Below are 24,273 nucleotides of genomic sequence, written 5' to 3'. Positions count from 1 at the left end.
ATTTGCGCGCTGGTGACGCGCCGGGGCAGTGCTGAGGGGGACGGTGCTGTGCTGCGTCGTACGCTGCTGTTCGCGTCGCGCGACGAACGGGTCCGGGGCGTCGTGGAGACGCTGCCGCCGACCCGGTCGCTGGTGACCCGGTTCGTCGCCGGCGAGACCGACGAGCAGGCCGTGCACGTCGCCGCCGGCCTCGTCGCGCAGGGCCTGCGGGCGACGTTCAACTCACTCGGGGAGTACGTGGAGGATCCCGCGCGGGCGGCCACCACCCGCGACGGCTTTGTCGCGCTCGCCCAGCGGCTGGCCGACAGCGGGCTCACCGGCCCGGCGTACGAGCTGTCCATCAAGCTGTCGGCCCTGGGTCAGCTGGCCGGCGACGGGCACGCCCGCGCCCTTGACCACGCCCAGGTCGTCTGTGCCGCCGCCGACAAGGCCGGCGTGCTGGTCACCCTCGACATGGAGGACCACACCACCACGGACTCCACCCTCGCGATCGCGGACGCCCTGCGCCGCGACTTCCCGAGCGTGGGCGTCGTCCTCCAGGCGGCGCTGCGCCGCACCCCGGCGGACTGCGCGGACCTCGCCCGCGCCGGTGCCCGGGTCCGCCTGGTCAAGGGCGCCTACCGCGAGCCGTCGTCCGTCGCCCTCCAACGGCGGTCCGATGTGGACCTGGCCTACGTACGGTGCCTGCGTGAGCTGTTCCGCGGCACCGGGTACCCCATGGTCGCCACCCACGACCCGCGCCTCGTGGCGATCGCGGCGCACCTGGCCGACCGGCACGGCCGTGGCCAGGACGGCTTCGAGTTCCAGATGCTGCTCGGCGTGCGCGGGGACGAGCAACGCCGGCTCGCCGCCGCCGGCTACGGCATGCGCGTCTACCTGCCCTTCGGCCCCCAGTGGTACGGCTACCTGATGCGCCGCCTCGCCGAGCGGCCCGCGAACCTGCTGTTCCTGCTGCGCGCCCTCGCGGCAGCCACGACGAGCTGATGCGCGCCGACGGCCGCTACGCCGAGCTGTACGGAATGCAGGCCAAGGCGTACCAATGACGGTTAGCGGCCGTCGCCGCGGGTAGGGACGCGGCCATGACCGCCCGGACGCCGCCCGATCTCGGCACCGCCGTGATGATCCAGCGGTGGCGGCGCGTGTCGTTCCTGCACTGGCCGTACCCGGTGAGTGCAGTGCAGCCGCTGCTGCCGCCGGGCCTGACGGTGCAGTCGTTCGACGCGACCGCGTGGGTGGGCATCATCCCCCTGCTCATGGACGGCGTACGCCCGCCGGGCGTGCCCCCGGTGCCCTGGCTGTCGCGGTTTCCCGAGACGAACCTGCGCACGTACGTGACCGGGCCCGACGGGCGGGCGGGGATCTTCTTTCTGTCCGTGGATGCCGCGCGGCTGCCGGCGGTGCTCGGGGCGCGCGCCAGCCTGGGCCTGCCCTACCACTGGTCGACCATGAGCATCCACGCCGACGCCGGGACGGTGCGCTACCGGGGACTGCGCCGCGGCGGCAGGGCCGGGTACGACCTGGTCCTGCGGCCCGGGTCTCCGATCGAGGCCGGGCCGCTCGACGACTTTCTCACCGCCCGGTACCGCCTGTACTCCGCGCACCTCGGCCGGTGCGTGGCGGTCGACGTCACGCACCGGCCGTGGCGACTGCGCTCCGGCACGGCCGTCCACCTGCACGAAGACCTCGTCATTGCCGCCGGCCTGCCGGCCCCGAACGGCGCCCCGCTCGTGCACGTCGCGGAGCCGGTCAAGGTCCGCATCGGCCTCCCATCCGTCCTTACCTGATCTCGCCCTCACCCGTGGGCAGCCGCACAGAGTGGCCCTACGTATTGCATTCGGCGAGGAGTTCGGTACGCGACTGCCCTTGCCGTGACCACCGCGCCAACCGAGCGGCCGCGACACGCCGACACATCATGTGGTGTTGACTCTCGCCGGGTGCACCCATATATCGTGGGTGTCGCAGCTGGTTCGATCGTCCGCGTGCGGACGGTCGAGGCAAGAGGGAACCCGGTGCGAGTCCGGGACTGCCCCGCAGCGGTGAGGGGGAACGACCGCCGTCACGAAGCACTGGGCCTAAACGGCCTGGGAAGCGACGGCCAGTAGGCGACCGTGAGGTCGTGCCCGCGAGTCCGAAGACCTGCCAGCGCGCCGCGCGCCGTCCGGTGCGTGGCGGTCGGAGGCCGCGCGGGACGGCCGACGCCACCAGCCGGGCCCGCGGCGTGCCGCCGTGGTGCCCCCGGCGGCGTCCTCCTGCGCGCCGACGACCCCTGGCACGAGGAGGGGGACGATGCAGGTACACAAGCGCAACGGCGACGCCGAACCCGTGGACGTCAACAAGATCGTCAAGGCGGTGGAGCGGTGGGTCGCCGACCTCGACGAGGTCGACCCGCTGCGGGTGGCCACGAAGACGATCAGCGGGCTGTACGACGGCGCGACAACGGCCGAGCTGGACAAGCTGTCGATCCAGACGGCGGCCGAACTCATCGGCGAGGAGCCGCAGTACTCGAAGCTGGCCGCCCGGCTGCTGGCCGCGTACGTCGACAAGGAGGTGCGCGGGCAGGGCATCGCCAGCTTCAGCCAGTCGATCCGTTACGCCCACGACCAGGGGCTGATCGGCGACGCGACGGCCGCGTTCGTGGCCCGCAACGCCCGCGAGCTCGACGACGCGGTCGACCCGGACGGCGACCTGCGGTTCGAGTACTTCGGGGTGCGTACGGTCGCCGACCGGTACCTGCTGCGCCATCCGACGACCCGGCAGACCGTGGAGACCCCGCAGTACTGGCTGCTGCGCGTGGCGTGCGGCCTGTCGCGGACGCCGGCCGAGGCGATCGGGTTCTACCGCCTCATGTCGTCGCTGGCCTACCTGCCCAGCTCGCCGACCCTGTTCAACTCGGGCACCCGGCACACGCAGATGTCGTCGTGCTTCCTGGTCGACTCGCCGCGCGACGAGCTGGACTCGATCTACGAGCGCTACCACCAGGTGGCGAGGCTGTCGAAGTTCTCCGGCGGCATCGGCATCTCCTGGTCGCGGGTGCGCGGCCGGGGCGCCCTGATCCGCGGCACGAACGGCAGGTCCAACGGCATCGTGCCGTTCCTCAGGACGCTCGACGCGGGAGTCGCCGCCGTCAACCAGGGCGGCCGGCGCAAGGGCGCGGCCTGCGTCTACCTCGAACCGTGGCACCCGGACATCGAGGAGTTCCTGGAGCTGCGCGACAACACCGGCGAGGAGGCCCGGCGTACCCACAACCTGAACCTGGCCAACTGGATCCCGGACGAGTTCATGCGCCGCGTGGAGGCCGACGAGGACTGGTCGCTGGTGGACCCGTCGGACGCGCCGGAGCTGCCCGACCTGTGGGGCGAGGAGTTCGAGCAGGCCTACCGGGTGGCGGAGAAGAAGGCCGTCAGGACGGTCAGGGCCCGCGACCTGTACGGGAAGATGATGCGCACCCTGGCGCAGACCGGCAACGGCTGGATGACGTTCAAGGACGCGGCCAACCGGCTGTCCAACCAGACGGGCGCGCCCGGCAACACGATCCACCTGTCGAACCTGTGCACCGAGATCCTTGAGGTGAACAGCGACGCCGAGACGGCGGTGTGCAACCTCGGCTCGGTCAACCTGGGCGCGCACGTCACCACGGACGGCGTCGACTGGGACGCGTTGCGGGACACGGTGCGCACCGCCGTGGTGTTCCTCGACCGGGTCATCGACCTCAACTTCTACCCGTCGGAGCAGGCCGCGGCGTCGAACCCCCGGTGGCGGCCGGTCGGGCTCGGGCTGATGGGCCTGCAGGACGCGTTCTTCACGCTCCGGCTGCCGTTCGACTCCGAGCAGGCGAAGGAGCTTTCCACGCGCGTACAGGAAGAGGTTTTTCTGACTGCGCTGGAGGCGTCGGCGACGCTGGCCGAGCGGTTCGGACCGCACCCCGCCTACCCGCAGACCCGCGCCGCGCGCGGCGCGCTCCACGCCGATCTCTGGGGAGCGGAGCCGACCCAGACCGACCGGTGGGCGGCGTTGAGGAACCGCGTCGCCGAGCATGGGCTGCGCAACTCGCTGCTCGTCGCGATCGCGCCGACGGCGACGATCGCGTCGATCGCGGGCTGCTACGAGTGCATCGAGCCGCAGGTGTCGAACCTGTTCAAGCGCGAGACCATGTCCGGTGAGTTCCTCCAGATCAACACCTATCTCGTACGGGAGCTGAAGGCGCGCGGCCTGTGGACGCCGCTGGTGCGCGACCAGATCAAGCGGGCCGAGGGGTCGGTGCAGCACATCGTGGACATCCCGGCCGACGTGCGGGAGCTGTTCCGCACCGCCTGGGAGCTGTCCCAGCGCGCGTTGATCGACCTGGCCGCCGCGCGGGCGCCGTACGTCGACCAGTCGCAGTCGCTGAACCTTTTCCTCGCCGCGCCGACCATCGGCAAGCTGTCCTCGATGTACCTCTACGCCTGGAAGGCCGGGCTGAAGACGACGTACTACCTGCGCTCGCGGCCCGCGACGCGCATCCAGCAGGCCACGATCGCGCTCACCAGCGACGCCGAGGCCTGCTCCCTGGAGAACCCCGAGTCGTGCGAGGCGTGCCAATGACCCTGCTGGAACCCGGCATGGACCTCACCCTGCGGCCCATGCGCTACCCGCACTTCTTCGACCGGTTCAGGGACGCGATCCGCAACACGTGGACGGTCGAGGAGGTCGACCTGCACGCCGACCTCGCCGACCTGGCCAGGCTGTCGGCCGCCGAGCGGCACCTGGTCAGCCGGCTGGTCGCGTTCTTCGCCACCGGCGACACGATCGTCGCCAACAACCTCGTGCTCAACCTCTACCAGCACGTCAACTCGCCCGAGGGCCGGCTCTACCTGTCGCGGCAGCTGTTCGAGGAGGCCGTGCACGTCCAGTTCTACCTGAACCTGCTCGACACGTACGTGCCCGACGAGGCGGAGCGGTTCGCGGCGTTCGCGGCCGTGGAGAACATCCCGTCGATCGCCCGCAAGGCCGAGTTCTGCTTCCGGTGGATCGACTCGATCTTCGAGCTGCGCGAACTGCGTACCCGCGCCGACCGGCGGGCGTTCCTGCTCAACCTGATCTGCTTCGCCGCGTGCATCGAGGGCCTGTTCTTCTACGGCGCCTTCGCGTACGTGTACTTCCTGCGCTCGCGCGGCCTGCTGCACGGGCTCGCGAGCGGCACCAACTGGGTGTTCCGCGACGAGTCGATGCACATGGCGTTCGCCTTCGACGTGATCGACACCGTCCGCGCGGAGGAGCCGGACCTGTTCGACGCCGAGCTGGAGAAGCAGGTCAGCGACATGCTGGCGGAGGCCGTCGAGTGCGAGGTGCAGTTCGCGGCCGACCTGCTGGAACAGGGCGTGTCCGGCCTGTCCCTGGCCGACATGCGCGAGTACCTGCGGCACGTCGCCGACCGGCGGCTGGCCGCGCTCGGCATCGCGCCCCGCTACGGCAGCCGCAACCCGTTCGCGTTCATGGACCTGCAGGACGTGCAGGAGCTGTCCAACTTCTTCGAGCGCCGCGTGTCCGCCTACCAGGTCGGGGTGACCGGCAGCGTCCGCTTCGACGACGACTTCTGAAAGGCCGTGTACTCATGACGAACTCATTCGGGCGGAGCACCGTGCTCGGCTACCCGCGCATCGGCGCCAACCGTGAGCTCAAGCGCGCCGTCGAGGCGTACTGGGCCGCCACCATCGACGCCGACGAGCTGGACCGCACGGCCGCCGCGCTGCGGGCGCGGGTCTGGCAGACGCTGCGCGACGCCCGGCTCGACGCCATCCCGTCGAACACGTTCTCCTACTACGACCATGTGCTCGACACGGCCGTGGCCGTCGGGGCGGTCCCGGACCGGTTCCGCCGGCTCGGGCTCTCCGAGCTCGACACGTACTTCGCGATGGCGCGCGGCGTCGACGCCGAGCCGGCGCTGGAGCTGACGAAGTGGTTCGCCACCAACTACCACTACCTGGTCCCGGAGATCGGCCCGGACACGGCGTTCGCCGCCAACCCGGCGAAACCCCTTCAGGAGTACGCCGAGGCGAGCGCGCTCGGCATCGCGACGCGGCCGGTGCTCGTCGGGCCGGCCACGTTGCTCCTGCTGGCCAAGCCGGACCGGCCCGGGTTCGACCCGTTCGACCGCCTCGACGACGTGGTCGACGCGTACGCCGACCTGCTGGCCGCACTCGCCGAGGCGGGGGTGGCGTGGGTGCAGCTGGACGAGCCCGCGTACGCCGCCGACCGCACGGCGGCGCAGATCGACGGGCTGCGGGCGGCGTACGCCCGGCTGGCCGAGCTGGCGCACCGGCCACGCGTCTTCGTGGCCACCTACTTCGGCGAACTGGGCGACGCGCTGCCGGCCCTGGTGGACACGCCGGTCGAGGCGATCGGGCTCGACCTGGTCGCGGGGCCCGGCAACCTGCGCCGGCTGGCCGGTGCGGGCCCGCTGCGCGGCACGACGGTCGTGGCGGGCCTCGTCGACGGCCACAACGTGTGGCGCACGGACCTGCGGGCGGCCATCGCGACCGGCGCGATCGTGACGGGCCTGGCCGATCACGTGGCCGTGTCGACCTCCTGCTCGCTGCTGCACGTGCCGGTCGACCTGTCCGCCGAGACGCGCCTGGATCCGCAGCTGGTCGCGCGGCTGTCGTTCGCCCGGCAGAAGGTCGACGAGGTCGTCCTGGTCGGCCAGGCGTTGCGCGACGGCACGGCCCAGCTGCCGCCGCCGCTGCCGGATCCGCCCGCCGCGTGGCGCGACGAGCAGGTACGCGCCCGCCTGGCCGCCGTCACCCCGGCCGACCGCCGGCGGGGCCCCTACGCCGACCGGGCGGCGGCGCAGCAGGCCCGGCTGCGGCTGCCGGCCCTGCCGACCACCACGATCGGCTCCTTTCCGCAGACCGCGGCCCTGCGCAAGGCGCGCGCGGCCGTCCGGGCCGGCACCCTCGACGGCCCGGGCTACGCCGGGCGGATGCGCGCCGAGGTCGAGCACGTCATCCGCCTCCAGGAGGACCTCGGGCTGGACGTGCTCGTGCACGGCGAGCCGGAACGCAACGACATGGTGCAGTACTTCGGCGAGCAGCTCGCCGGGTTCGCCGCCACCGAGCACGGCTGGGTCCAGTCGTACGGCACCCGGTGCGTGCGGCCGCCCATCATCTACGGCGACGTGCGGCGCGCCGCCCCGATGACGGTCGAGTGGGCGGCCTTCGCGCAGTCGCTGACCGCCAGGCCGGTCAAGGGCATGCTCACCGGCCCGGTCACGATCCTCGCGTGGTCGTTCGTCCGTACGGACCAGCCGTTGGCCGACACCGCCGACCAGGTGGCCCTGGCCCTGCGCGACGAGTGCCGCGACCTGGAGGCCGCCGGCATCGCGGTGATCCAGGTGGACGAGCCGGCCCTGCGCGAGCTGCTGCCGCTGCGCGCGGCCGAGCAGAAGGCCTACCTGGACTGGGCGGTCGGGGCCTTCCGGCTGGCGACGAGCGGGGTCGCGGACGGCACCCAGATCCACACGCACCTGTGCTACTCGGAGTTCGGCGACGTCATCACCGCCATCGACGCGCTCGACGCGGACGTGACCAGTATCGAGGCGTCCCGCTCCAAAATGGAGGTGCTCGACGACCTGGCCGCCATCGGCTTCGGCCGCGGCGTCGGACCGGGGGTCTGGGACATCCACTCGCCGCGGGTCCCGCCGCTCGACGAGGTCGTGGAGGCGCTGCGCCGGGCCGTGGCCGCGGTCCCGGCCCGGCGGCTGTGGGTCAACCCCGACTGCGGGCTGAAGACGCGCGCGTACCCGGAGGTCGAGGCGTCGCTGCGGCACCTGGTCGCGGCCGCCGCCGAGATCCGAGAGGGCTGATCACGTCGACCAGCCGTGGACATGGGCCTTGCGTACCGAATTCCGCTCGGGATTCGGTACGCACGTGCCCTCAGCCCGGTGGCCAGTCAGGTGCGCGAGGCGCCACGTCGGGCCGCGATGCTGGCCAGGGTCGCGAACAGCGCGACCAGGACCCGGTCGAAGGCCCGGTCCGGCAGCAGCCACCGGGCGAACATGGTCGCCTTGGCGCCCCGCCCGACGGCGTAGCGGATGCGTGGCCGCCGGGCCGTCGCGGCCTTCACGATCGCCCGGCCGACGACGGCCGGGGACGACACCCCGTCCGCGTCCGAGGTCAGCGTTGCCGCGTACCGGCGGGCGTAGCCGGCGTAGGGGCCGTCACCGGACGTGGCGAGCAGGCGCTCGGCGGCCACCCGCGGGAACTCGGTCGCGACGCCGCCGGGCTGCACCAGGACCACGTGGATGCCGTGGGGTGCCAGCTCGACGCGCAGGCAGTCGCTGAGCCCTTCGAGGGCGTACTTCGTGGCGTGGTACCAGCCGCCCAGCGGCTGGTACATCCTCGCGCCGACGGACGAGACGTTGATGATGCGCCCCGACCCGCGGGCCCGCAGGTGGGGCAGGACGAGCTGACACAGCCGGGCGGCGGCGAACACGTTGACCTCGAACTGGCGCCGCGCCTCCTCCAGCGGTACCTCCTCGACCGCGCCGAAGGAGCCGTACCCGGCGTTGTTCACCAGGACGTCCACCCGGCCCGTCTCGGCGACGACCCGGTCGACGAGCGCCACGAGGGCGGCGTCGTCGGTGATGTCGACGCGCACGCAGTGGATGCCGAGTTCGGCGAGCGGGGCCATCCGGTCCAGCCGGCGGGCGAGCGCGTACACGGTGAAACCGCGTTCCCGCAGCAGTCGGGCGGTGGCCGCGCCGATCCCCGCCGACGCGCCGGTCACAATGGCGACCATATTCATGCCGGCGGATGCTACCGGCCGGATTCCGTACGCCCTAAGGTCTTCACAACGCGGATCAAGAGATCTTGAGGCCGGGGAAACAGTCGACGCATGTCGAAGTGACGGGCCGGAAACGGCGATTTCCTAGCGTGATGGCTGAGGAACCAAGCGTCAGGGCGTGAGGAGCACGAGTGGCCGCCGATGTCACCCGGGTACGGACGGTGTGCGGGTACTGCGGGGTCGGCTGCGGCATGGTTCTCGACGTCACCCGCGACGTGGACGGGCTTCGCCGGGTGGTCCGGTCGGGCGGCGACAGGGCGCACCCCGCGAACGCGGGCCGGCTGTGCACCAAGGGGGCCACGAGCGCCGACCTGCTCGCCGCGCCGGGCCGGCTGGGCACCGGGCTGGTGCGGGCCGCACGCGGCGCCGAGCCGCGACCGGTGGACGTGGACGACGCGATCGCCGAGACGGCCGCCCGCCTGCGGGCCATCATCGACGAGCACGGCCCGGACGCGTTCGCCATGTACGTGTCGGGGCAACTGACCCTCGAAGCGCAGTACCTGGCGAACAAGCTGGTGAAGGGGTACATCGGCACCCACCAGATCGAGTCGAACTCGCGCCTGTGCATGGCCAGCGCCGGTACGGGCTACAAGCTGTCGTTGGGCGCGGACGGCCCGCCCGGCTCGTACGACGACTTCGACCACGCCGACCTGTTCTTCGTGACCGGCTCGAACATGGCCGACTGCCACCCGATCCTGTTCCTGCGCATGATGGACCGGGTCAAGGCCGGCGCGAAGCTGATCGTGGTGGACCCGCGCCGCACCGCCACGGCCGACCGGGCCGACCTGTTCCTGCGCATCACCCCGGGCACGGACCTGGCCCTGCTCAACGGCCTGTTGCACCTGCTTGTCGCGGACGGTCGCATCGACGGGGAGTTCATCGCCGCGCACACCGAGGGATGGGCGGCGATGCCGGACTTCCTGGCCGACTACCCGCCCGCCCGGGTCGCCGGGATCACCGGCATCCCGGAGGCCGACCTCCGCACGGCCGCCGAGTGGATCGGCGCGGCCGGCAACTGGATGAGCTGCTGGACGATGGGCCTCAACCAGAGCACGCACGGCACCTGGAACACGAACGCGCTCGTGAACCTGCACCTGGCCACCGGGGCGATCTGCCGCCCGGGCAGCGGCCCGTTCTCGCTCACCGGCCAGCCGAACGCGATGGGCGGCCGGGAGATGGGCTACATGGGCCCGGGCCTGCCGGGGCAGCGGTCCGTGCTGGTCCCGGCCGACCGCGAGTTCACCGAGCGGGTGTGGGGCCTGCCGGCGGGCACGCTGCGCACGGACGTCGGCAAGGGCACCGTGGAGATGTTCGAGCAGCTGGCCGAGGGCCGGATCAGGGCGTGCTGGATCGTGTGCACCAACCCGGTCGCCTCGGTCGGCAACCGCAAGACCGTCATCGCCGGCCTGGAGGCGGCCGAGCTGGTCATCACGCAGGACGCGTTCGCCGAGACGGAGACCAACGCCTACGCCGACATCGCGCTGCCCGCGGCGATGTGGTCCGAAGCCGACGGCATCATGATCAATTCGGAGCGCAGCCTCACGCTGGTGCACCCGGTTGTCGACGCGCCCGGGCAGGCGCTGCCCGACTGGCAACTGATCGCGCGGGTCGCGGCCGCGATGGGTTACGCCGAGGGGTTCAGCTACACCAGCGCGGCGGAGATCTTCGAGGAGATCAAGAGGTTCTGGAATCCACAGACCGGGTACGACCTGCGCGGCGTGACGTACGAGCGGCTCGCCGAGGGTCCCGTGCAGTGGCCCGCGCCGCCGGGCGGGGCGGCCCGCAACCCGATCCGCTACCGCAACGACGGCGTCAGCCAGCGGCTGCGCGAGCTGCCGGACGGCTCCCGGCCGGAGCTGGCGTTCGCCACCCCCAGCGGCCGGGCCGTCTTCCACGCCCGCCCGCACCTCGACCCGGCCGAGCTGCCGGACGACGACTACCCGTTCGTGCTCAACACCGGGCGCCTGCAGCACCAGTGGCACACCCTCACGAAGACCGGCCGGGTCGCCAAACTCAACAAGCTCAACCCGCGCCCGTTCGTCGAGATCAACCCGGCGGACGCCGAGCGGCTCGGCATCGCGGCCGACGATCAGGTCGAGGTCGCCTCCCGGCGAGGCCGGGCCGTGCTGCCCGCCGTGCTCACCGACCGGGTGCGCCCGGGCGACTGCTTCGCGCCGTTTCACTGGAACGACCTGTTCGGCGAGTACGTGAGCGTCAACGCGGTGACCAGCGACGCGGTCGACCCGCTGTCGTTCCAGCCGGAGCTGAAGGTGTGCGCGGTGACCCTGTCGAAGGTCACCGTCCCGGTGCAGCTTCCCGACCCGACGCCCGGCAGCGCCGTGCACGGGCTGCTCGGCCTGGACCCCACGCCGCCGAGCCTGACCGACGGGCAGCGTCACTACCTGGCCGGTTTCCTGGCGGGGCTGCCGACCCGGTCGGGCGCGCCCGTGCTGCCGGACAACGCGCCGTTCGACCCGAACACCGCCATGTGGCTCAACGGGCTGCTCGCCGCCACGCGGGACCACGACCCGGCCCCGGCCCCGGTCGTGCCGTCCGGCCCGCGCCTGCAGGTGCTGTGGGCGTCGCAGACCGGCACGGCCGAGGACTTCGCCCGTACCCTCGTCGCCCGGCTCGCGGAGACCGGCCGTGCGGTGACCGTACGCGGCATGGACGGGCCGGCCGCCGACCTGCTCGATCCGGGCGCCGATCTGCTCATCGTCACGAGTACGTTCGGCGACGGGGACGCGCCCGACAACGGCGCCGCGTTCTGGCACTCGCTCGACCAGGACGGCGCGCCCCGCCTCGACGGCCGCCGGTACGCGGTGCTCGCGTTCGGCGACTCCAGCTACGACGACTTCTGCGGCCACGGCCGGCGCCTCGACGAGCGGCTGTCCCAGCTCGGCGGCGTCCGGCTGGCCCCGCGCGCGGACTGCGAGCCGGACTTCGAGGACACGGCCGCCTCGTGGGTGGAGGCCGTGCTGGCCGCGCTGCGGGGCCCGGCCGGCGTGGTGGCTGGCGGGCGGGTGGCCACGAAGGCCTCGCCGCGGACCGCGACGCTGACCGGCAACCGGCTGCTCAGCCTGCCGGGATCGGCCAAGGAGGTGCGCCGGTTCACCTTCGATACGGGCGGGCTGGCGTACCAGGTCGGCGACGCGCTCGGCGTGTGGCCGCGCAACTGCCCGGAGCTGGTCAAGGAGTGGCTCGACATCACCGGCCTGCGCCCCGACGCCCCGGTCACCCTCGACCGGGTCGGCACGATCGGGCTCGCCGAGGCGCTCACCCAGCACCTGGACATCACCCGCATCACGCCCGACCTGCTGCGCTTCGTCGCGGAGCGCGCCGGGGACGCGCACCTGAAGACGCTGCTGCGCCCGGACAACAAGGGTGAGCTGGCGAAGTGGACGTGGGGCCGGCAGGCGGTCGACCTCATCGCCGAACATCCCCCGCGCGCCACCGCGGACGACTGGGTGGGGGTGCTCAAGCGGATGCAGCCGCGCCTGTACTCGATCAGCTCCACCCCGCTGGCCGAGCCGGACCGGATCAGCCTGACGGTGTCGGTGGTCCGCTTCGACAACCACCAGGGCCGTACGCGCAAGGGGGTGTGCTCGACGTATCTCGCGGACGCCGGCCACGACACACCCGTGCCGGTGTATGTGCAGAGCGCCGCGCACTTCCGGCCGCCGGCCGACCCGACCACCCGCATGATCATGGTCGGCCCGGGTACGGGCATCGCGCCGTTCCTGGGCTTCCTGCAGGAGCGGCAGGCCCGGGGCGCGACCGGGGAGAACTGGCTGTTCTTCGGGGAGCAGCGGCGCGCGAGCGACTTCTACTACGCCGAGGAGCTGGCCGCGCTGCGGGAGGCCGGCACGCTGACCCGGCTGGACCTGGCGTTCTCCCGCGACCAGCGGTCGAAGGTCTACGTGCAGGACCGCATGCGCGAGCAGGGCGCCCAGCTGTGGGCGTGGTTGCAGGAGGGGGCCCACCTGTACGTGTGCGGCGACGCGAGCCGGATGGCCCGCGACGTCGACCGGGCGCTGCGTGACATCGCCGTCACCCACGGCCACCTGAGCCCGGAGGCCGCCGCGGCGCATCTCAAGCAGCTGGCGGCCGACAAGCGCTACGTCCGCGATGTCTACTGACCGGAGGCGCCACCCAACGGTCCGGCACGGCGCGGGCACCCGGTTGAGCCGGGCGCCCGCGCGTGCGGGGTCGTTACGCCGTCGCCTCGGCGGGGGCCTCGGCGGGCTCCGGGGCGGCGATGGGCTCGGGGCTGGCGGAGCGCCGGCTCAGCAGCGCGTCCAGCGACCACTGCCCCGCACCGAGCGCCGCGATGAGCAGGAACGACCAGCAGTACATGGCCGCGGCCTCGCCGCCGTTCTCGACCGGGAACAGGCCGTCGGGCTGGTGCACGACGAAGTACGCGTACGCCATGGAGCCGGAGGCCAGGATCGCGGCCGGCCGGGTGAGCAGGCCGATCAGCACGAGGCCGCCGCAGACGAACTGGATGAGGGCGGCCCACCAGCCGGGCCACGTGCCGACCGGGACGGCGCCACCGCTCGGGTAGCTGCCGCCGAGGATGCCGAACAGCGACGCGGCACCGTGCGTGGCGAACAGGAGCCCTATGACGAGTCGGAACAAGAAGGTGACCACATTGAGCGGCTTGGACATCACGACCTCCGGAACGTGTCTATGCCTGGACAGCCATAGATACGCATGAATATAGCGACCGGTTCGAGGTCATTGTTAAGCATCCATGTGATGCACATCGCATTGACATCTGTCTATTGCATCTATGCCCCGGTCGCTGGCCCGTCGGTCGCGCACCCTCCATCTTCTTGATCAAACCATCGTCGTCATTCGATGGAGTTCGACAATACCCCGGTCCCGTCCTCGAAGGCGCACTCAGTGCGCGCCGAAGTCACCGACCGCTAATACTTCGTGCCGCCGGGATGGAGCACGCCGAAGCCGGCATGCGTGAACGCGCAGTTCTCGATAAGCGCGGGAGCGCGCCTACCGTCGGCGACCGGACGATGGCACCGTGACGCGGTGCGGCGCCGGGCCGGTCACCCCGTGCGGGGACGGCGGTTGGTCACGAGCACCAGGGCGAGCAGCCCGGCGCTGAGGAGCAGCAGGACCGGGCCCCAGGACAGCAGGTGCGGCACGGTCGTGTAGGCGAGCCACCCCGCGCTGGCCAGCAGCGTCCACCAGATGACGGCCCGCTCGCCGCGCGGCTGACCCGCCGCCGCCGGCGCGACGGACGGCGCCGCGTCGAGCGCGAACAGCGCGAAGGGCACCAGGGCCAGGGTGGTGACGAGGTTGGCGGTGAGGTCCAGGTGCGCCCAGCCACGCAGCGTCCACCCGTTGTCGTAGACGGCCACGAGCCCGCCCACGAACGCCGCCGCCAACGCGCCCACGACGGCGAGCAGCGCCGCGCGGGCGCGCCGGGCAGCGGGCAGCGAGCGCACGTCGACGGCCGCGCGCGCGAGGGCCGTGGCGGCGAGCAGGGCGACCGTCGTCGCGACATACAGGGTCCGTGGGCGCGGCATCGACGAGGCGTAGGCGAGGTACGGCGGCAGCGCCAGGGCGGCGATCGTGGCCGCCAGCCCGAGCGCGGCGCCGACGGTGAGCCAGCGGGTCACGCCGAGCGGGCGCGTCCAGCGCTCCGGCGCGGGCGTCGGGGCGGCGCGGCGCGAACGGACACCCATGGCGGCCTCCGCCCTGATCAGCCACGCCACCGCGACCCCGACGACGCACGTGGCGAGCAGGACCTGGGCCAGGCGGCCGAAGTGCGGGGCGACCTCGACGTTCGCCCCGCCGGGGACGCCGGCCACGACGTGGTCGCCGAACGGGCCGAGCCAGCCACCGGGCAGCGCGAGGAGCACGGTCGCCCACAGCCAGGCGCGCGCCGGGCGGCCCGCCGTCAGGCGTACCCCGGCGATGAGGGCGTGGATCGCGACCGCGACGGCCACGACCAGGCCGACCCGCGCGAGCGTCGGCTGGTAGTAGGCGGTCGCCGGGCCGGGCGGCGCGCCGGCCGTGGCGACGAGCGCGGTCGCGCAGACCGCGATGGTCGGCGTACCGGCGCCGACGCCGAGGCGCTCGTCCGCGCTCGCCGGGGCGCGCAGGCCGGCCGCCGCGATCACCCCGAACGCGGCCAGCACCATGCTCACCCACAGCGGCGGCCGGTCAAGGTCGACGAAGGGGCCGGCCACGGGCAGCGCGAGCGCGGTCGCGGCGGCGAGCACCACGAGCGTACGGGCGACCCGCGCGCGCCCGAGCGCGTACGCGACCGCGGCCGCCAGCCAGGCGGCATAGGCGGCCGGGCCGGTGGTGTGCAGGCCCTTGACGGCCTCGAGCCACACCCACAGGCAGGCGGACAGCCCGGCCGCCAGGGCCAGCGCGACCGGGCCGGCCAGCGCCAGGCCGGCCGTGAGACCGTCCACGATGGGCAGTCGCAGGCGCCGGCGCAGGCCGCTGCCCACGAGGTCGGCCGCGTCGCCGACCGTGGGCCAGGCGCGGCCGGGCGGGGCGAGGTCGAGCAGGACACCGACGATCTCGTCGCCGCGCTCGGTCCGGTACGCCGCCGGATAGGCGCGCAGGAGCAGCCGGTAGCGCCGCTCCAGGGGCGACGTCATGCCTGGCTGGGTCGGGGCCGGGCGGCCGAGCCGCGCCTGCGCAGCCGGCTCAGCGCGACGGCCGCGTTGCTGGTGAGCCGCTCCGCGTCGGCCGCGAGCAGGTCCGCGCCGTCGTCCGTCAGGCCGTAGTAGCGGCGCAGCCGGCCGTCGACGACCTCCTCGCGGTCGACCGTGACGAGGCCCTGGTCGGCGAGGCGGTCCAGGGCGCCGTAGAGGGTGCCGGGGCGCAGCTGGACGCGGCCACCGGACAGCGCGGCGACCTCCTGGATGACGGCGTAGCCGTGCCGGGGCCCGTCGGCGAGCACGGCGAGGATCAGGAACGTGGGCTCCTGCAGCGGCGTCGTCACGCCGCGAGCGTACGGCGGCCGATATATGGCCGGCAAGTTCATCCCGGGTAGCGCGCGGTGAAGGCGGATGTTACGGTCGCCGGAATATTCAGGTCGACTGACTATGGAGGTCGCCGTGCCGTTCCGTCCCCTCCGCCTCGCCGACGCGCTCGGCGGCGCCCCGGGCATCGCCCTCGCGGGCGCCGTCGGGGCGGCCGCGCTGCCGATCGCCCGGGTCGGCATCGGCTGGACCCTCACCCACCTCACGATCCTGCTGGTCGTGGTGGTCGGCGCCCGCGCCCAGGCATCCGCACCAGCCGGTGAACCGGCCCCGGTCCAGGAGCCTGCCCCGGTTCAGGAATCCGCCCCGGCCGATGACCTCGCGCGGCCGGCGACGCGCCCGGCGGACCGGGTCGACCGGCTGGACCGGGCGGCCCGGGTCGCGGCCGGCCTACTCGCGGTCGCCCTCGGCGTGACGCCCGCGCTGCGCGCCGCCGGATGGCTCACCGCGCTCGCCGTGCTGGCCGCCGTCGTTCTCGGCTCGTACGCGCTCGCCGGCGGCCAGGGTTGGGCCGGCGTGCTGGCCGGCGCCGCGCGCATCGTCGCGCACGGCATGACCATGGCGAACCGGCCGGCCAGGCCCCCAGCCGAGCGCGCCGCCGCGCCCCGCCCCGGCACCGGGGTCCGCACGGCGGTCGCCGTCGGGGTCGGGCTGGTTCTCGTCGCGGCCTTCGGCATCCTGTTCGCCACCGCCGACCCGGTCTTCGCCGACGTGGTCGCCTCCTGGACCCCGCGATTCAGCCCGGTGGGCCTCGCGCGGGCGTCGTTCGGTCTCCTCGTGGCGTGCTGCCTGACGGTCGTGGCGCGCGACGCCCTCCGCTCCCGCCCGGCGCCGCTCGAACCGGATGGCGCGCCGCCGCTCGGGGGGCGGCGCGCCATCCGGACGCTGGAGTGGGTGATCCCGCTCGTCCTGCTCGACGCCCTGTTCGCGGTGTTCGTGGCCGTGCAGCTCACGGTCCTCTTCGGCGGCCACGGGTACGTGCTGGGCCCGGGCGGTCCGACCTACGCCGACTACGCGCGGGGCGGGTTCGGGCAGCTGCTGTTCGCGACCGTCCTGACACTGGCGGTCCTGGCCGCGGTGGCGCTGCTCGCCCCGCGCGAGACCCGGCGCCAGCGGGCGGCCATCCGCCTGCTCGGCGGGGTGTTCGCCGCGCTCACGCTGGTGATCGTCATCTCGGCGCTGCGGCGCATGTGGCTGTACGCGGACGCGTACGGGTTCACCCGGTCCCGGCTGCTGGCCGAGGCCACGGAAGTGTGGCTCGGCCTGATCGTGGTCGGCGTCCTCGTGGCGGGTGTGCGGCTGCGGGCCCGCTGGCTGCCGGTCGCCACGCTGCTGTGCGCCGGCGTGGTGCTGCTCGGGCTCGTGGCGATCGATCCCGACCGGATCTCCGCGGAGACGGTCATCGACCGCTACCGCCACGACGGGCACCTCGACGCCGCGTACCTGACGCGCCTGTCCGCCGACGCGGTACCGGCGATCGACCGCCTGCCCGAACCGACGCGCGGCTGCGTCCTGCGCGCCATCGCCCGGGACCTGGCCGCCCCCGACCCGTGGTACGGCCTCAACCTCGGCCGCGAGCGGGCGCGCGACCTGATCGCGGGACCGGACGAGCCGCCGGCCGGCTGCTCCGACCTGTGGTACGGCCTCGGTGCCGGCCAGGTCGGCGGCTGACCGGCTCCTGACACTGACTCGACGTCAGGCCGCCCGGTCGGGTAACTCCTGAACAACGCGAGGTGACGTCGGAATGAACGACGCCTACTGTTGCGGTGAAACCGGGAGGGGTGGGGCATGAGGTCCGAGGCACGGTACGCGGTCGAGGTACCCGAGTTCCTGGGCGACTGGTACCGGGGCGTGGTGGACTTCGCCGGCGGTACGCCGGGCTTCGTCCAGGACTTCATGGCGCACTTCACCGAACTCGGCATCATCGCGCTCATGGGCGTGTGGGCGGTCATGTGGTGGCGCACCCGGGCCGCGCCGTCGCGCGCGATGGCGCTCGCCCTGCTCGGCCCGGTCGGGGTCGTGGTGGCCTACGCGCTCAGCGAGGGCGCGAAGGTCCTGGTGGACGAGGAACGCCCGTGCCGCACGTTCGCCGACGTGTCGATCATCGCGCAGACGTGCCCGCCAACCGGCGACTGGTCGTTCCCCAGCAACCACTCCACCATCAACGGCGCCCTCGTCATCGCGATCATGATGGTGTCGTGGCGGGTCGGGCTGGTCATGCTGCCCTTCGGCATGCTCGGCGCGTTCTCGCGGGTGTTCGTCGGGGTGCACTACCCGCACGACGTGCTGGTGGGCTTCCTGCTCGGCGCGGCCGTCACGGCGGTGTTGGTCCTCGCGCTCGCCGGCCCGGTGACCCGGCTCGTCGAGGCGCTGCGCGCGAACGCCGCGCTCGCGCGCCTGCTCGTGGCCGGCGGGCAGCCTCCGCCGGCGCCCGCACCGCCACTGGTCTCCGAACGCATCGGGCCGGGTCTCTACCAGAGCCAGTCCTCGTCGCCCCGACGCGGCGACGAGGAACACACCGTCCGGGAGTGACGGACCGTTCCAGCGCGGATCACGCCCCGTTGAGGTCGGCCGGCAAGGGCCGGTCGGCGGCCAGCAGGGCCAGGCCGGCCGCGCACAGGACCGCGCCCAGCAGGTACGCCGACCGGTACCCGAGGAGCTGAACCGCGCCGAAGACCAGGCCCGCCAGCATGGCGCTGATCCGCTGGGAGTTGGTGAACATCGTGGTCGCCCGGCCCAGCAGGCCGGGCATCAGGTCCTGGAAGTAGGAGATCCCCAGGCCGCCCACGGTCGCGATGAAGCACGCGTTGAGCAGCTGGGCGACGGCGACCTGCCATAGCCCGGTGGTCGCGGCCATCGCGAGGAAGTAGCCGACCCCGAGGACGCCGCCCACGAGCACGAGCCGGCGCAGCGACCACCGGGTCGCGAGCGCGCCGAACAGCAGCATGAGGGGGATCTCCACGGCGGCGCAGATGCCCAGCACGAGGCCGGCGTCGCCGACATCGCCGCGCAGGTCCTCGCTCACGAACAGCGACAGCGACATCACGCCGAGGCTGGCCGCGCACTGCATGAGGACGAACGCCGCGCTGATGCGCACGAGGCGCCCGCGGCGCGGTGGGGCGGCGGCCGGAGCGGGCGTCGCGTGGGTCGCGGTCCGCGGGGCGCCGCCGCGCCCGCCGAACCACAGCAGGACGGGCAGGATCGCCAGGTGCATGGCCGCCGCCACGAGGTAGAGGCCCGCGAAGTCGACCGCGCCGATGAGGTACGCGGCCAGCGGCGGCCCGGCCACCCAGGACAGCGAGAACACCGCCCGCAGCGCGTTGATGCCGGCCGCCGCCCGGGCCGGGGAGGCCCGGTCGAGCAGTCCCCGGCTGAACGCGAACACCTGCGGCAGCAGCGACCCGGCGACGGCGACGAGGCTCAGCGCGACGGCGAGCGCGGCCCAGTAGTTGCGGAACACGGCGAACAGGAGATAACCGGCGATCCCGGCGAGCGCGCCGACCAGCAGCACGCGGGGCCGCGCGCCGGGCCGGTCGGACACCCGCCCGACGACCGTCGCGACCACCACGGCGGCCAGCGGCATGAGGAACAGGAACAGCGAGATCCGGACGGGGCCGGCGTGCAGGACGCGGCTGAGGAACAGCGGCAGGAACGGCGAGACGAACGAGGCGATCAGGCCGACGAGCGTGGCGACGTAGCCGAGCGGGGCCAGGAGGCGCACGAGTTGCCCGGCCGACGCCCCCGCCGGCGCCGTGACCGTCATGGCCGCCAACGTTAAGGAACCCTTTCGATAGTGCGGCCGTGGGGCGGGCGCGATGAGGCCCAGGTCACCATGGTGACGACGCGTAGTCGAACCAGTCGAAGCGCACCGTGCCCGCCGCCGCGTACATGCCGATGACCCGGCCGGTGAAGCCGCCCGCCACCTCCGTCGACAGGTACCGCCCGTCCAGTTCGGCCAGCACGGTGAACCCGCCGTCGGCGCCCTCGACGCCCAGCCGCAGCCGGTCGGGCTCCTTGAGGGGGGACCAGTCGGGCGCGGGCGCGACGATGTCGACGCGCAGGCATACCGGCCCGTCCGGGGCCGCCATGGTGGCGACCGTGGGGCGCAGCGGACCGATCCGCGCGATCGCCCGTACCTCGCCGTCGCCCACCTCGATGTCGTAATGGTGCGCCTCGTCCAGGCGCACGGCCAGCCCCCCGCGCCCCGCGGCGGCATCGACCAGTACCCGCACGCGGCACGCCTGGTCCTGCTGGCGGCGGCCCACGAAGGTGACGTCCGGGTCGTCCAGCGACCCGCCGACCGCGTGCAGGGTGAGCCACCCGGGCGGGTCCGTGAGCGACCACGCCGAGTCCGGCCGGGAGCGCACGGACACCCAGCGCGGGTGCAGCCGCGCGCCGTCGAAGTCGTCGCGGGCCGGCGGCTGCGCCACCGGCTGCGGGGCCCACCCGGGCGCGGCCATGGTGAGTTCGACCGCCCCGACGACCGGCCAGCCGTCGACCCAGGTCACCGGGGCCAGGAACGTCTCGCGGCCGAGCACGTGCCAGCCGGGGGTGCCGCCGCCCGGCCGGACGCCGAGAAACATCAGCCACCACGACCCGTCCGGGCCCTCGACTAGGTCGGCATGGCCGGTGTTCTGGATCGGCTGGTGGCTGCCCCGGTGGGTCAGGATCGGGTTGGCCGGGCACGGCTCGAACGGCCCGTCGGGCGCCGGCCCCCGCGCGATCAGGACGGCGTGCCCCCGCTCGGTGCCGCCCTCCGCGATCATCAGGTACCAGTACTCCCCGATCCGGTACAGGTGGGGCGCCTCCGGCGCCTGCGCGCCCGGCGTGCCCGACCACACCCGGCGCTGCGGGCTGAGGACCTCGCCGGATGCCGGGTCGATGCGCGCCTGCGTGATGCCGGCGACCGTGCACCAGCAGTTGCCCTGCTCATCCCAGGCGATGTCCGGGTCGATGCCGTCGAGGCCGGCCAGCCGGACCGGCTCCGACCACGGGCCGGCCGGGTCCTCGGTGGTGACCACCAGGTTGCCGCCACCCGGCGAGCAGTTCGTGGTGATCAGCCAGAACCGGCCGTCGTGGTGGCGCAGCGTCGGCGCGTAGACGCCCCCCGACGACGGCGTCCCCGGCGGGATCGCCAACTGGCCGGGCCGGTCGAGCACGTTGCCGATCTGCGCCCAGTGCACGAGGTCGCGACTGTGGAAGATGGGTACGCCCGGGAAGTACTCGAAGCTGGAACAAGCCAGGTAGTAGTCGTCGCCGACCCGGCACACGCTCGGGTCGGGAAACATGCCGGCGATCACCGGGTTGGTGAACCCGCCCGCGCTCCAGCCGCTCACCGGCCCGCCGGGGCCGTGTCGCGGATGGCCCGCTGGCCGATCCCGGCGAACCACGGCGGCTCGGTGACGTTCCTGGCGGACAACAGCGGCTGGGTCGCGTAGGTCACCGCGTCAGCCTGCCATGCCGCGTGGTCGGCGACCACCTGACCAGCGACGAGGAACGGGGCGGTCACGACCGGAGCAGTGAACCGTGGTGGTACGTATGGATACCACCACGGTTCATCGCTCGGTCGAAGATCACGTCACCGCCGTGGAGCCCGGCCACTTCCCCTAAAGCGTCCTAGGAAGACTGTCCTTGATGGAGCTAAGGTTTTTCGGGAAAACTGCATAAATTCACTCAAAAGTGGGATGTATGGGGATACGATGCGCGTGCCGAGCCCCTCCCCTGGCGGCAACTGGTGCGATCGAGAGGTCTTCAATGGGCCAGGACGATCACGGGCTCGCGAGCCGCGACAGCCTTCATCTGCTTCGGATCTCTGAGGGGTTCACGCCCGCGCGGGCGGTCCAGCTCGCCGCCGAACTGGGCCTGGCCGACCTCCTCGCCGACGGGCCGCGCGGGGCCGACGAACTCGCCGCCGCGACGTCGTGCCATCCCGGCGCCGTCTACCGCCTGCTGCGCGCGCTCGCGGCGGAGGGCGTGTTCACCGAGACCACGCGGGGCCGCTTCGCGCTCACCCCCGTGGGCGAGCGGCTGCGCGTCGACCATCCCCAGTCGCTGTCCGCCTGGGTGCGGTTCCAGTCGATGTTCAACGAGGTCTACGCGGCCGCCCTGCACAGCGTGCGCACCGGCGAGCCGGCCTTCCCGGCCGTCTACGGCTCGCCCATCTTCCGGTACCTGGAGGAGAACCCCGAGCAGGGCGCGCTGTTCAACACGGCCATGGCGCAGCACAGCCGGCTGCTGGCAACCGTGATGGCGGAGGCGTACGACTTTTCGACCACCCACACGATCGTCGATGTCGGCGGCGGTGACGGCTCGTTCCTCAGCGGCCTGCTCGCCTCCTGGCCGGACACCAGCGGCGTGGTCTACGACCTGCCCTACGTGGCGGACGCGGCGCGCAAGCAGCTCGCCTCGGCCGGCCTCGGCGAGCGGTGCTCCTTCGTGGGCGGCGACTTCCTGCGCGACGTCCCCGCCGGCGCCGACGCGTACGTGCTCAAGGGCGTCATCCACAACTGGCCGGACGACCAGGCGACGACGATCCTGCGCAACTGCCGGCAGGCGATGGCCGACGGCGGTCGGGCGCTGCTCATCGAGTGGCTCGTCCCGCCGGGCGACACGCCCCACCCGAGCAAGCTCATCGACCTGTCGATGCTGCTGGTGTACGGCGGCCGTGAACGCACCGAGCAGGAGTACCTCGCCCTGTTCGCCGACGCCGGCCTGCGGCTGTCCCGGGTCGTGGCGGCGGCGCCGCTCACCGTGGTCGAGGCGGTCGCGACCCGGTAGGACCTGATCATGACGGAGTGTGGCAGATGGGGCAGGACGTCGACGTCCTGGTGGTGGGGGCGGGGCCGGTCGGCCTGACGATGGCGATCGCCCTGCGTCGCGCCGACCTGCGGGTACGCATCGTCGACCGGGCGCCGGGCACCAACCGGGAACCGCGCGCCGACGTGCTCTTCCCCCGGGCCGGAGAGGCGCTGGCCGCGCTGGGCGTCGGCGAACTGATCCGCACGAACGCGTTCGAGATGCGCTCGGCCCGGTTCTTCTCCGACGGCCGACCGCTGGGGCGGTGCACGGTCGGGCGGCTGGCGTCGCGGTACCCCACCGCCATGACCATCGAGCAGAACGAGATCGAGCGCCTGCTGGCCGAGGAACTGGCCGGGCTCGGCACCCGCGTCGAGTGGCGCACCACGGTCATGGACGTGCGGCCCGACACCGACCACGTCAGCGTGTCCACCCGCTCGCCCGACGGCGGGACGCAGACCCTCACCGCCTCGTGGGTCGTCGGCTGCGACGGCCCCCGCAGCACCGTACGCGAGCGGCTGGGCATCGCGTACGAGGGCCGGCCGCGCCGCAACATGCAGGTCGTGCAGGGCAACGTCGTGCCGACGTGGCCGCTCACCGACGAGCCCGGTCACGGGTACTTCTTCCTCGCGCCGTACCGGTCGATCATCGCCTTTCCGACGCCCAGCGGCGGCTACCGGGTCTTCTGCGTGCGCGACGATCCCGACCCGACCGACGGTGCGGCGCCGACGCTGGAGGAGCTGCGCGGCCTCGTGGCCGGCGCGTCCGGCATCGCCGACCTGAAGCTCACGCTCACCGAGCCGGTCTGGCTGAGCCGGGCCCGGTTCGCCGACAGGATCGCCGCGTCGCTGCGGCGCGGCCGGGTCCTGCTGGCCGGGGACGCGGCCCACTCGTGGGCGCCGATCGGCGGGCACGGCATGAACGTCGGCATCCTCGGCGCGCACAACCTCGCCTGGAAGCTGATCGCCGTGCACCGGGGCGAGGCGTCCGAGGCGCTGCTCGACTCGTACGACGCCGAGCAGCGGCGCCTGGCGCGCCACGTGATCCGGGACATGCGGATGAACGTCCTGGAGATGCTCCTGCCCCGGTGGGCGCACCGGCTGCGCGCGGGCGTGTTGCGGGTGAGCATCCCGTCGGAGAAGTTCCAGCGCCGGTCGGAGTGGATGATGAGCGACTTCGGCCGCCATCACCGCCGCAGCCCACTGTCCTGGCAGCGGTCGCGCCGGGGGCGCCTGCGCGCGGGCGACCGGCTGCCGGACGTGCGGGTGCTGGCCGGCGCGACGGCGCTGACCCCCGCCCGCCCGGGCGGCGCCGGCGGGCCGCGGGACGCGTCCGTGCGGGCCCACGAACTGCTCGGCTACGACCGCTGGTCGGTGCTGGTCAACGCCGCCCACGCCGACGCCGCCACGCTCGCGCAGCTGCGCGACGCGTGCGCCCGCGCGGCAGCGCCCATGCTGGTCGTGCCCTACTCCCCGGCGGGCCGGGCCGACGGCCGGCTGCTGGGACGCCCGGACGACGTCGTGGTCGTACGGCCCGACGGCCACGTCGGCCTGGTCGCCCGGCTGGACCGGATCGACCTGGTGCGCGACTACATCGCCACGTTCCTGCGCGGCTCTGCGCGGCCGCGATCCTGAGC

General features: G+C 73.3%; 17 protein-coding genes and 1 riboswitch. Of the genes, 10 read left to right on the top strand and 7 right to left on the bottom strand.

Annotated features, from left to right (window positions below; translation table 11 throughout):
• Positions 1-48: 48 nt before the first annotated feature.
• From ABD191_RS03890 to metE, 5 genes are all read left to right on the top strand, one after another.
• Positions 49-984 (top strand): proline dehydrogenase family protein, encoded by a 936-nt coding sequence (locus ABD191_RS03890; protein WP_344076868.1) that lies wholly within the window; start codon positions 49-51, stop codon positions 982-984.
• Positions 985-1,079: 95 nt separating this feature from the next.
• On the top strand, positions 1,080-1,784 hold the full coding sequence (locus ABD191_RS03885) for a YqjF family protein (RefSeq protein ID WP_344076866.1): 705 nt from the start codon (positions 1,080-1,082) through the stop codon (positions 1,782-1,784).
• Positions 1,785-1,945: 161 nt separating this feature from the next.
• Positions 1,946-2,158: riboswitch (cobalamin riboswitch) on the top strand.
• Between the two features lie 128 nt (positions 2,159-2,286).
• On the top strand, positions 2,287-4,581 hold the full coding sequence (locus tag ABD191_RS03880; protein WP_344076864.1) for a ribonucleoside-diphosphate reductase subunit alpha: 2,295 nt from the start codon (positions 2,287-2,289) through the stop codon (positions 4,579-4,581).
• Positions 4,578-5,576 carry a ribonucleotide-diphosphate reductase subunit beta gene (locus ABD191_RS03875; RefSeq protein ID WP_344076862.1) on the top strand — a complete coding sequence of 333 codons (999 nt, stop codon included), beginning with the start codon at positions 4,578-4,580 and terminating at the stop codon, positions 5,574-5,576. Before ABD191_RS03880 ends, ABD191_RS03875 begins: the two co-directional genes overlap by 4 nt.
• A gap of 14 nt (positions 5,577-5,590) precedes the next feature.
• Complete coding sequence (gene metE / locus ABD191_RS03870) at positions 5,591-7,840, top strand: 5-methyltetrahydropteroyltriglutamate--homocysteine S-methyltransferase (RefSeq protein WP_344076860.1); 2,250 nt, start codon at positions 5,591-5,593, stop codon at positions 7,838-7,840.
• Between the two features lie 86 nt (positions 7,841-7,926).
• On the opposite strand, the gene ABD191_RS03865 is transcribed toward metE, so the two are convergent.
• Positions 7,927-8,781 carry an oxidoreductase gene (locus ABD191_RS03865; RefSeq protein ID WP_344076858.1) on the bottom strand — a complete coding sequence of 285 codons (855 nt, stop codon included), beginning with the start codon at positions 8,779-8,781 and terminating at the stop codon, positions 7,927-7,929.
• 170 nt (positions 8,782-8,951) lie between these two features.
• Here ABD191_RS03865 and ABD191_RS03860 point away from each other — a divergent pair, with 170 nt between their 5' ends.
• On the top strand, positions 8,952-12,959 hold the full coding sequence (locus ABD191_RS03860) for a bifunctional nitrate reductase/sulfite reductase flavoprotein subunit alpha (RefSeq protein ID WP_344076855.1): 4,008 nt from the start codon (positions 8,952-8,954) through the stop codon (positions 12,957-12,959).
• 73 nt (positions 12,960-13,032) lie between these two features.
• Here the strand turns inward: ABD191_RS03860 and ABD191_RS03855 are convergent, their stop codons facing one another.
• The 3 genes from ABD191_RS03855 to ABD191_RS03845 form a co-directional block, all read right to left on the bottom strand.
• Positions 13,033-13,488, bottom strand: coding sequence for a DoxX family protein (locus tag ABD191_RS03855; protein WP_344076852.1), 456 nt, complete (start codon positions 13,486-13,488; stop codon positions 13,033-13,035).
• A 395-nt stretch (positions 13,489-13,883) separates the two neighbouring features.
• Entirely contained in the window at positions 13,884-15,455 is a 1,572-nt protein-coding gene (locus tag ABD191_RS03850) for a hypothetical protein (RefSeq protein WP_344076850.1), read from the bottom strand.
• Entirely contained in the window at positions 15,452-15,802 is a 351-nt protein-coding gene (locus tag ABD191_RS03845; protein WP_344076847.1) for a PadR family transcriptional regulator, read from the bottom strand. Before ABD191_RS03845 ends, ABD191_RS03850 begins: the two co-directional genes overlap by 4 nt.
• Before the next feature lie 115 nt (positions 15,803-15,917).
• On the opposite strand from ABD191_RS03845, the gene ABD191_RS03840 reads away from it, so the two are divergent.
• Together ABD191_RS03840 and ABD191_RS03835 are read left to right on the top strand one after the other, a co-directional pair.
• Complete coding sequence (locus ABD191_RS03840; RefSeq protein ID WP_344076845.1) at positions 15,918-17,513, top strand: DUF4153 domain-containing protein; 1,596 nt, start codon at positions 15,918-15,920, stop codon at positions 17,511-17,513.
• A 117-nt stretch (positions 17,514-17,630) separates the two neighbouring features.
• Positions 17,631-18,374: a phosphatase PAP2 family protein gene (locus ABD191_RS03835; protein WP_344076843.1), complete on the top strand. Its 744-nt coding sequence runs from the start codon at positions 17,631-17,633 to the stop codon at positions 18,372-18,374.
• A 19-nt stretch (positions 18,375-18,393) separates the two neighbouring features.
• Here ABD191_RS03835 and ABD191_RS03830 read toward each other — a convergent pair whose 3' ends face one another.
• The 3 genes from ABD191_RS03830 to ABD191_RS03820 all read right to left on the bottom strand — a co-directional run bounded on the left by ABD191_RS03830 (position 18,394) and on the right by ABD191_RS03820 (position 21,351).
• On the bottom strand, positions 18,394-19,605 hold the full coding sequence (locus ABD191_RS03830) for an MFS transporter (protein WP_344076841.1): 1,212 nt from the start codon (positions 19,603-19,605) through the stop codon (positions 18,394-18,396).
• 64 nt (positions 19,606-19,669) lie between these two features.
• Positions 19,670-21,178: a glycoside hydrolase family 43 protein gene (locus ABD191_RS03825; RefSeq protein WP_344076838.1), complete on the bottom strand. Its 1,509-nt coding sequence runs from the start codon at positions 21,176-21,178 to the stop codon at positions 19,670-19,672.
• On the bottom strand, positions 21,175-21,351 hold the full coding sequence (locus tag ABD191_RS03820) for a hypothetical protein (RefSeq protein WP_344076836.1): 177 nt from the start codon (positions 21,349-21,351) through the stop codon (positions 21,175-21,177). Before ABD191_RS03820 ends, ABD191_RS03825 begins: the two co-directional genes overlap by 4 nt.
• Before the next feature lie 245 nt (positions 21,352-21,596).
• On the opposite strand from ABD191_RS03820, the gene ABD191_RS03815 reads away from it, so the two are divergent.
• Both ABD191_RS03815 and ABD191_RS03810 read left to right on the top strand, forming a co-directional pair.
• Complete coding sequence (locus ABD191_RS03815; protein WP_344076834.1) at positions 21,597-22,619, top strand: methyltransferase; 1,023 nt, start codon at positions 21,597-21,599, stop codon at positions 22,617-22,619.
• A gap of 26 nt (positions 22,620-22,645) precedes the next feature.
• Positions 22,646-24,271, top strand: coding sequence for an FAD-dependent monooxygenase (locus tag ABD191_RS03810; protein ID WP_344076832.1), 1,626 nt, complete (start codon positions 22,646-22,648; stop codon positions 24,269-24,271).
• Positions 24,272-24,273: the final 2 nt, after the last annotated feature.

The organism is Luedemannella helvata, from assembly GCF_039528415.1.
In the GTDB taxonomy this organism is placed as follows: Bacteria; Actinomycetota; Actinomycetes; order Mycobacteriales; family Micromonosporaceae; genus Luedemannella; species Luedemannella helvata.
Note: the sequence above shows the minus strand (reverse complement) of the source record. Positions and strands in the feature narration are given on the sequence as shown.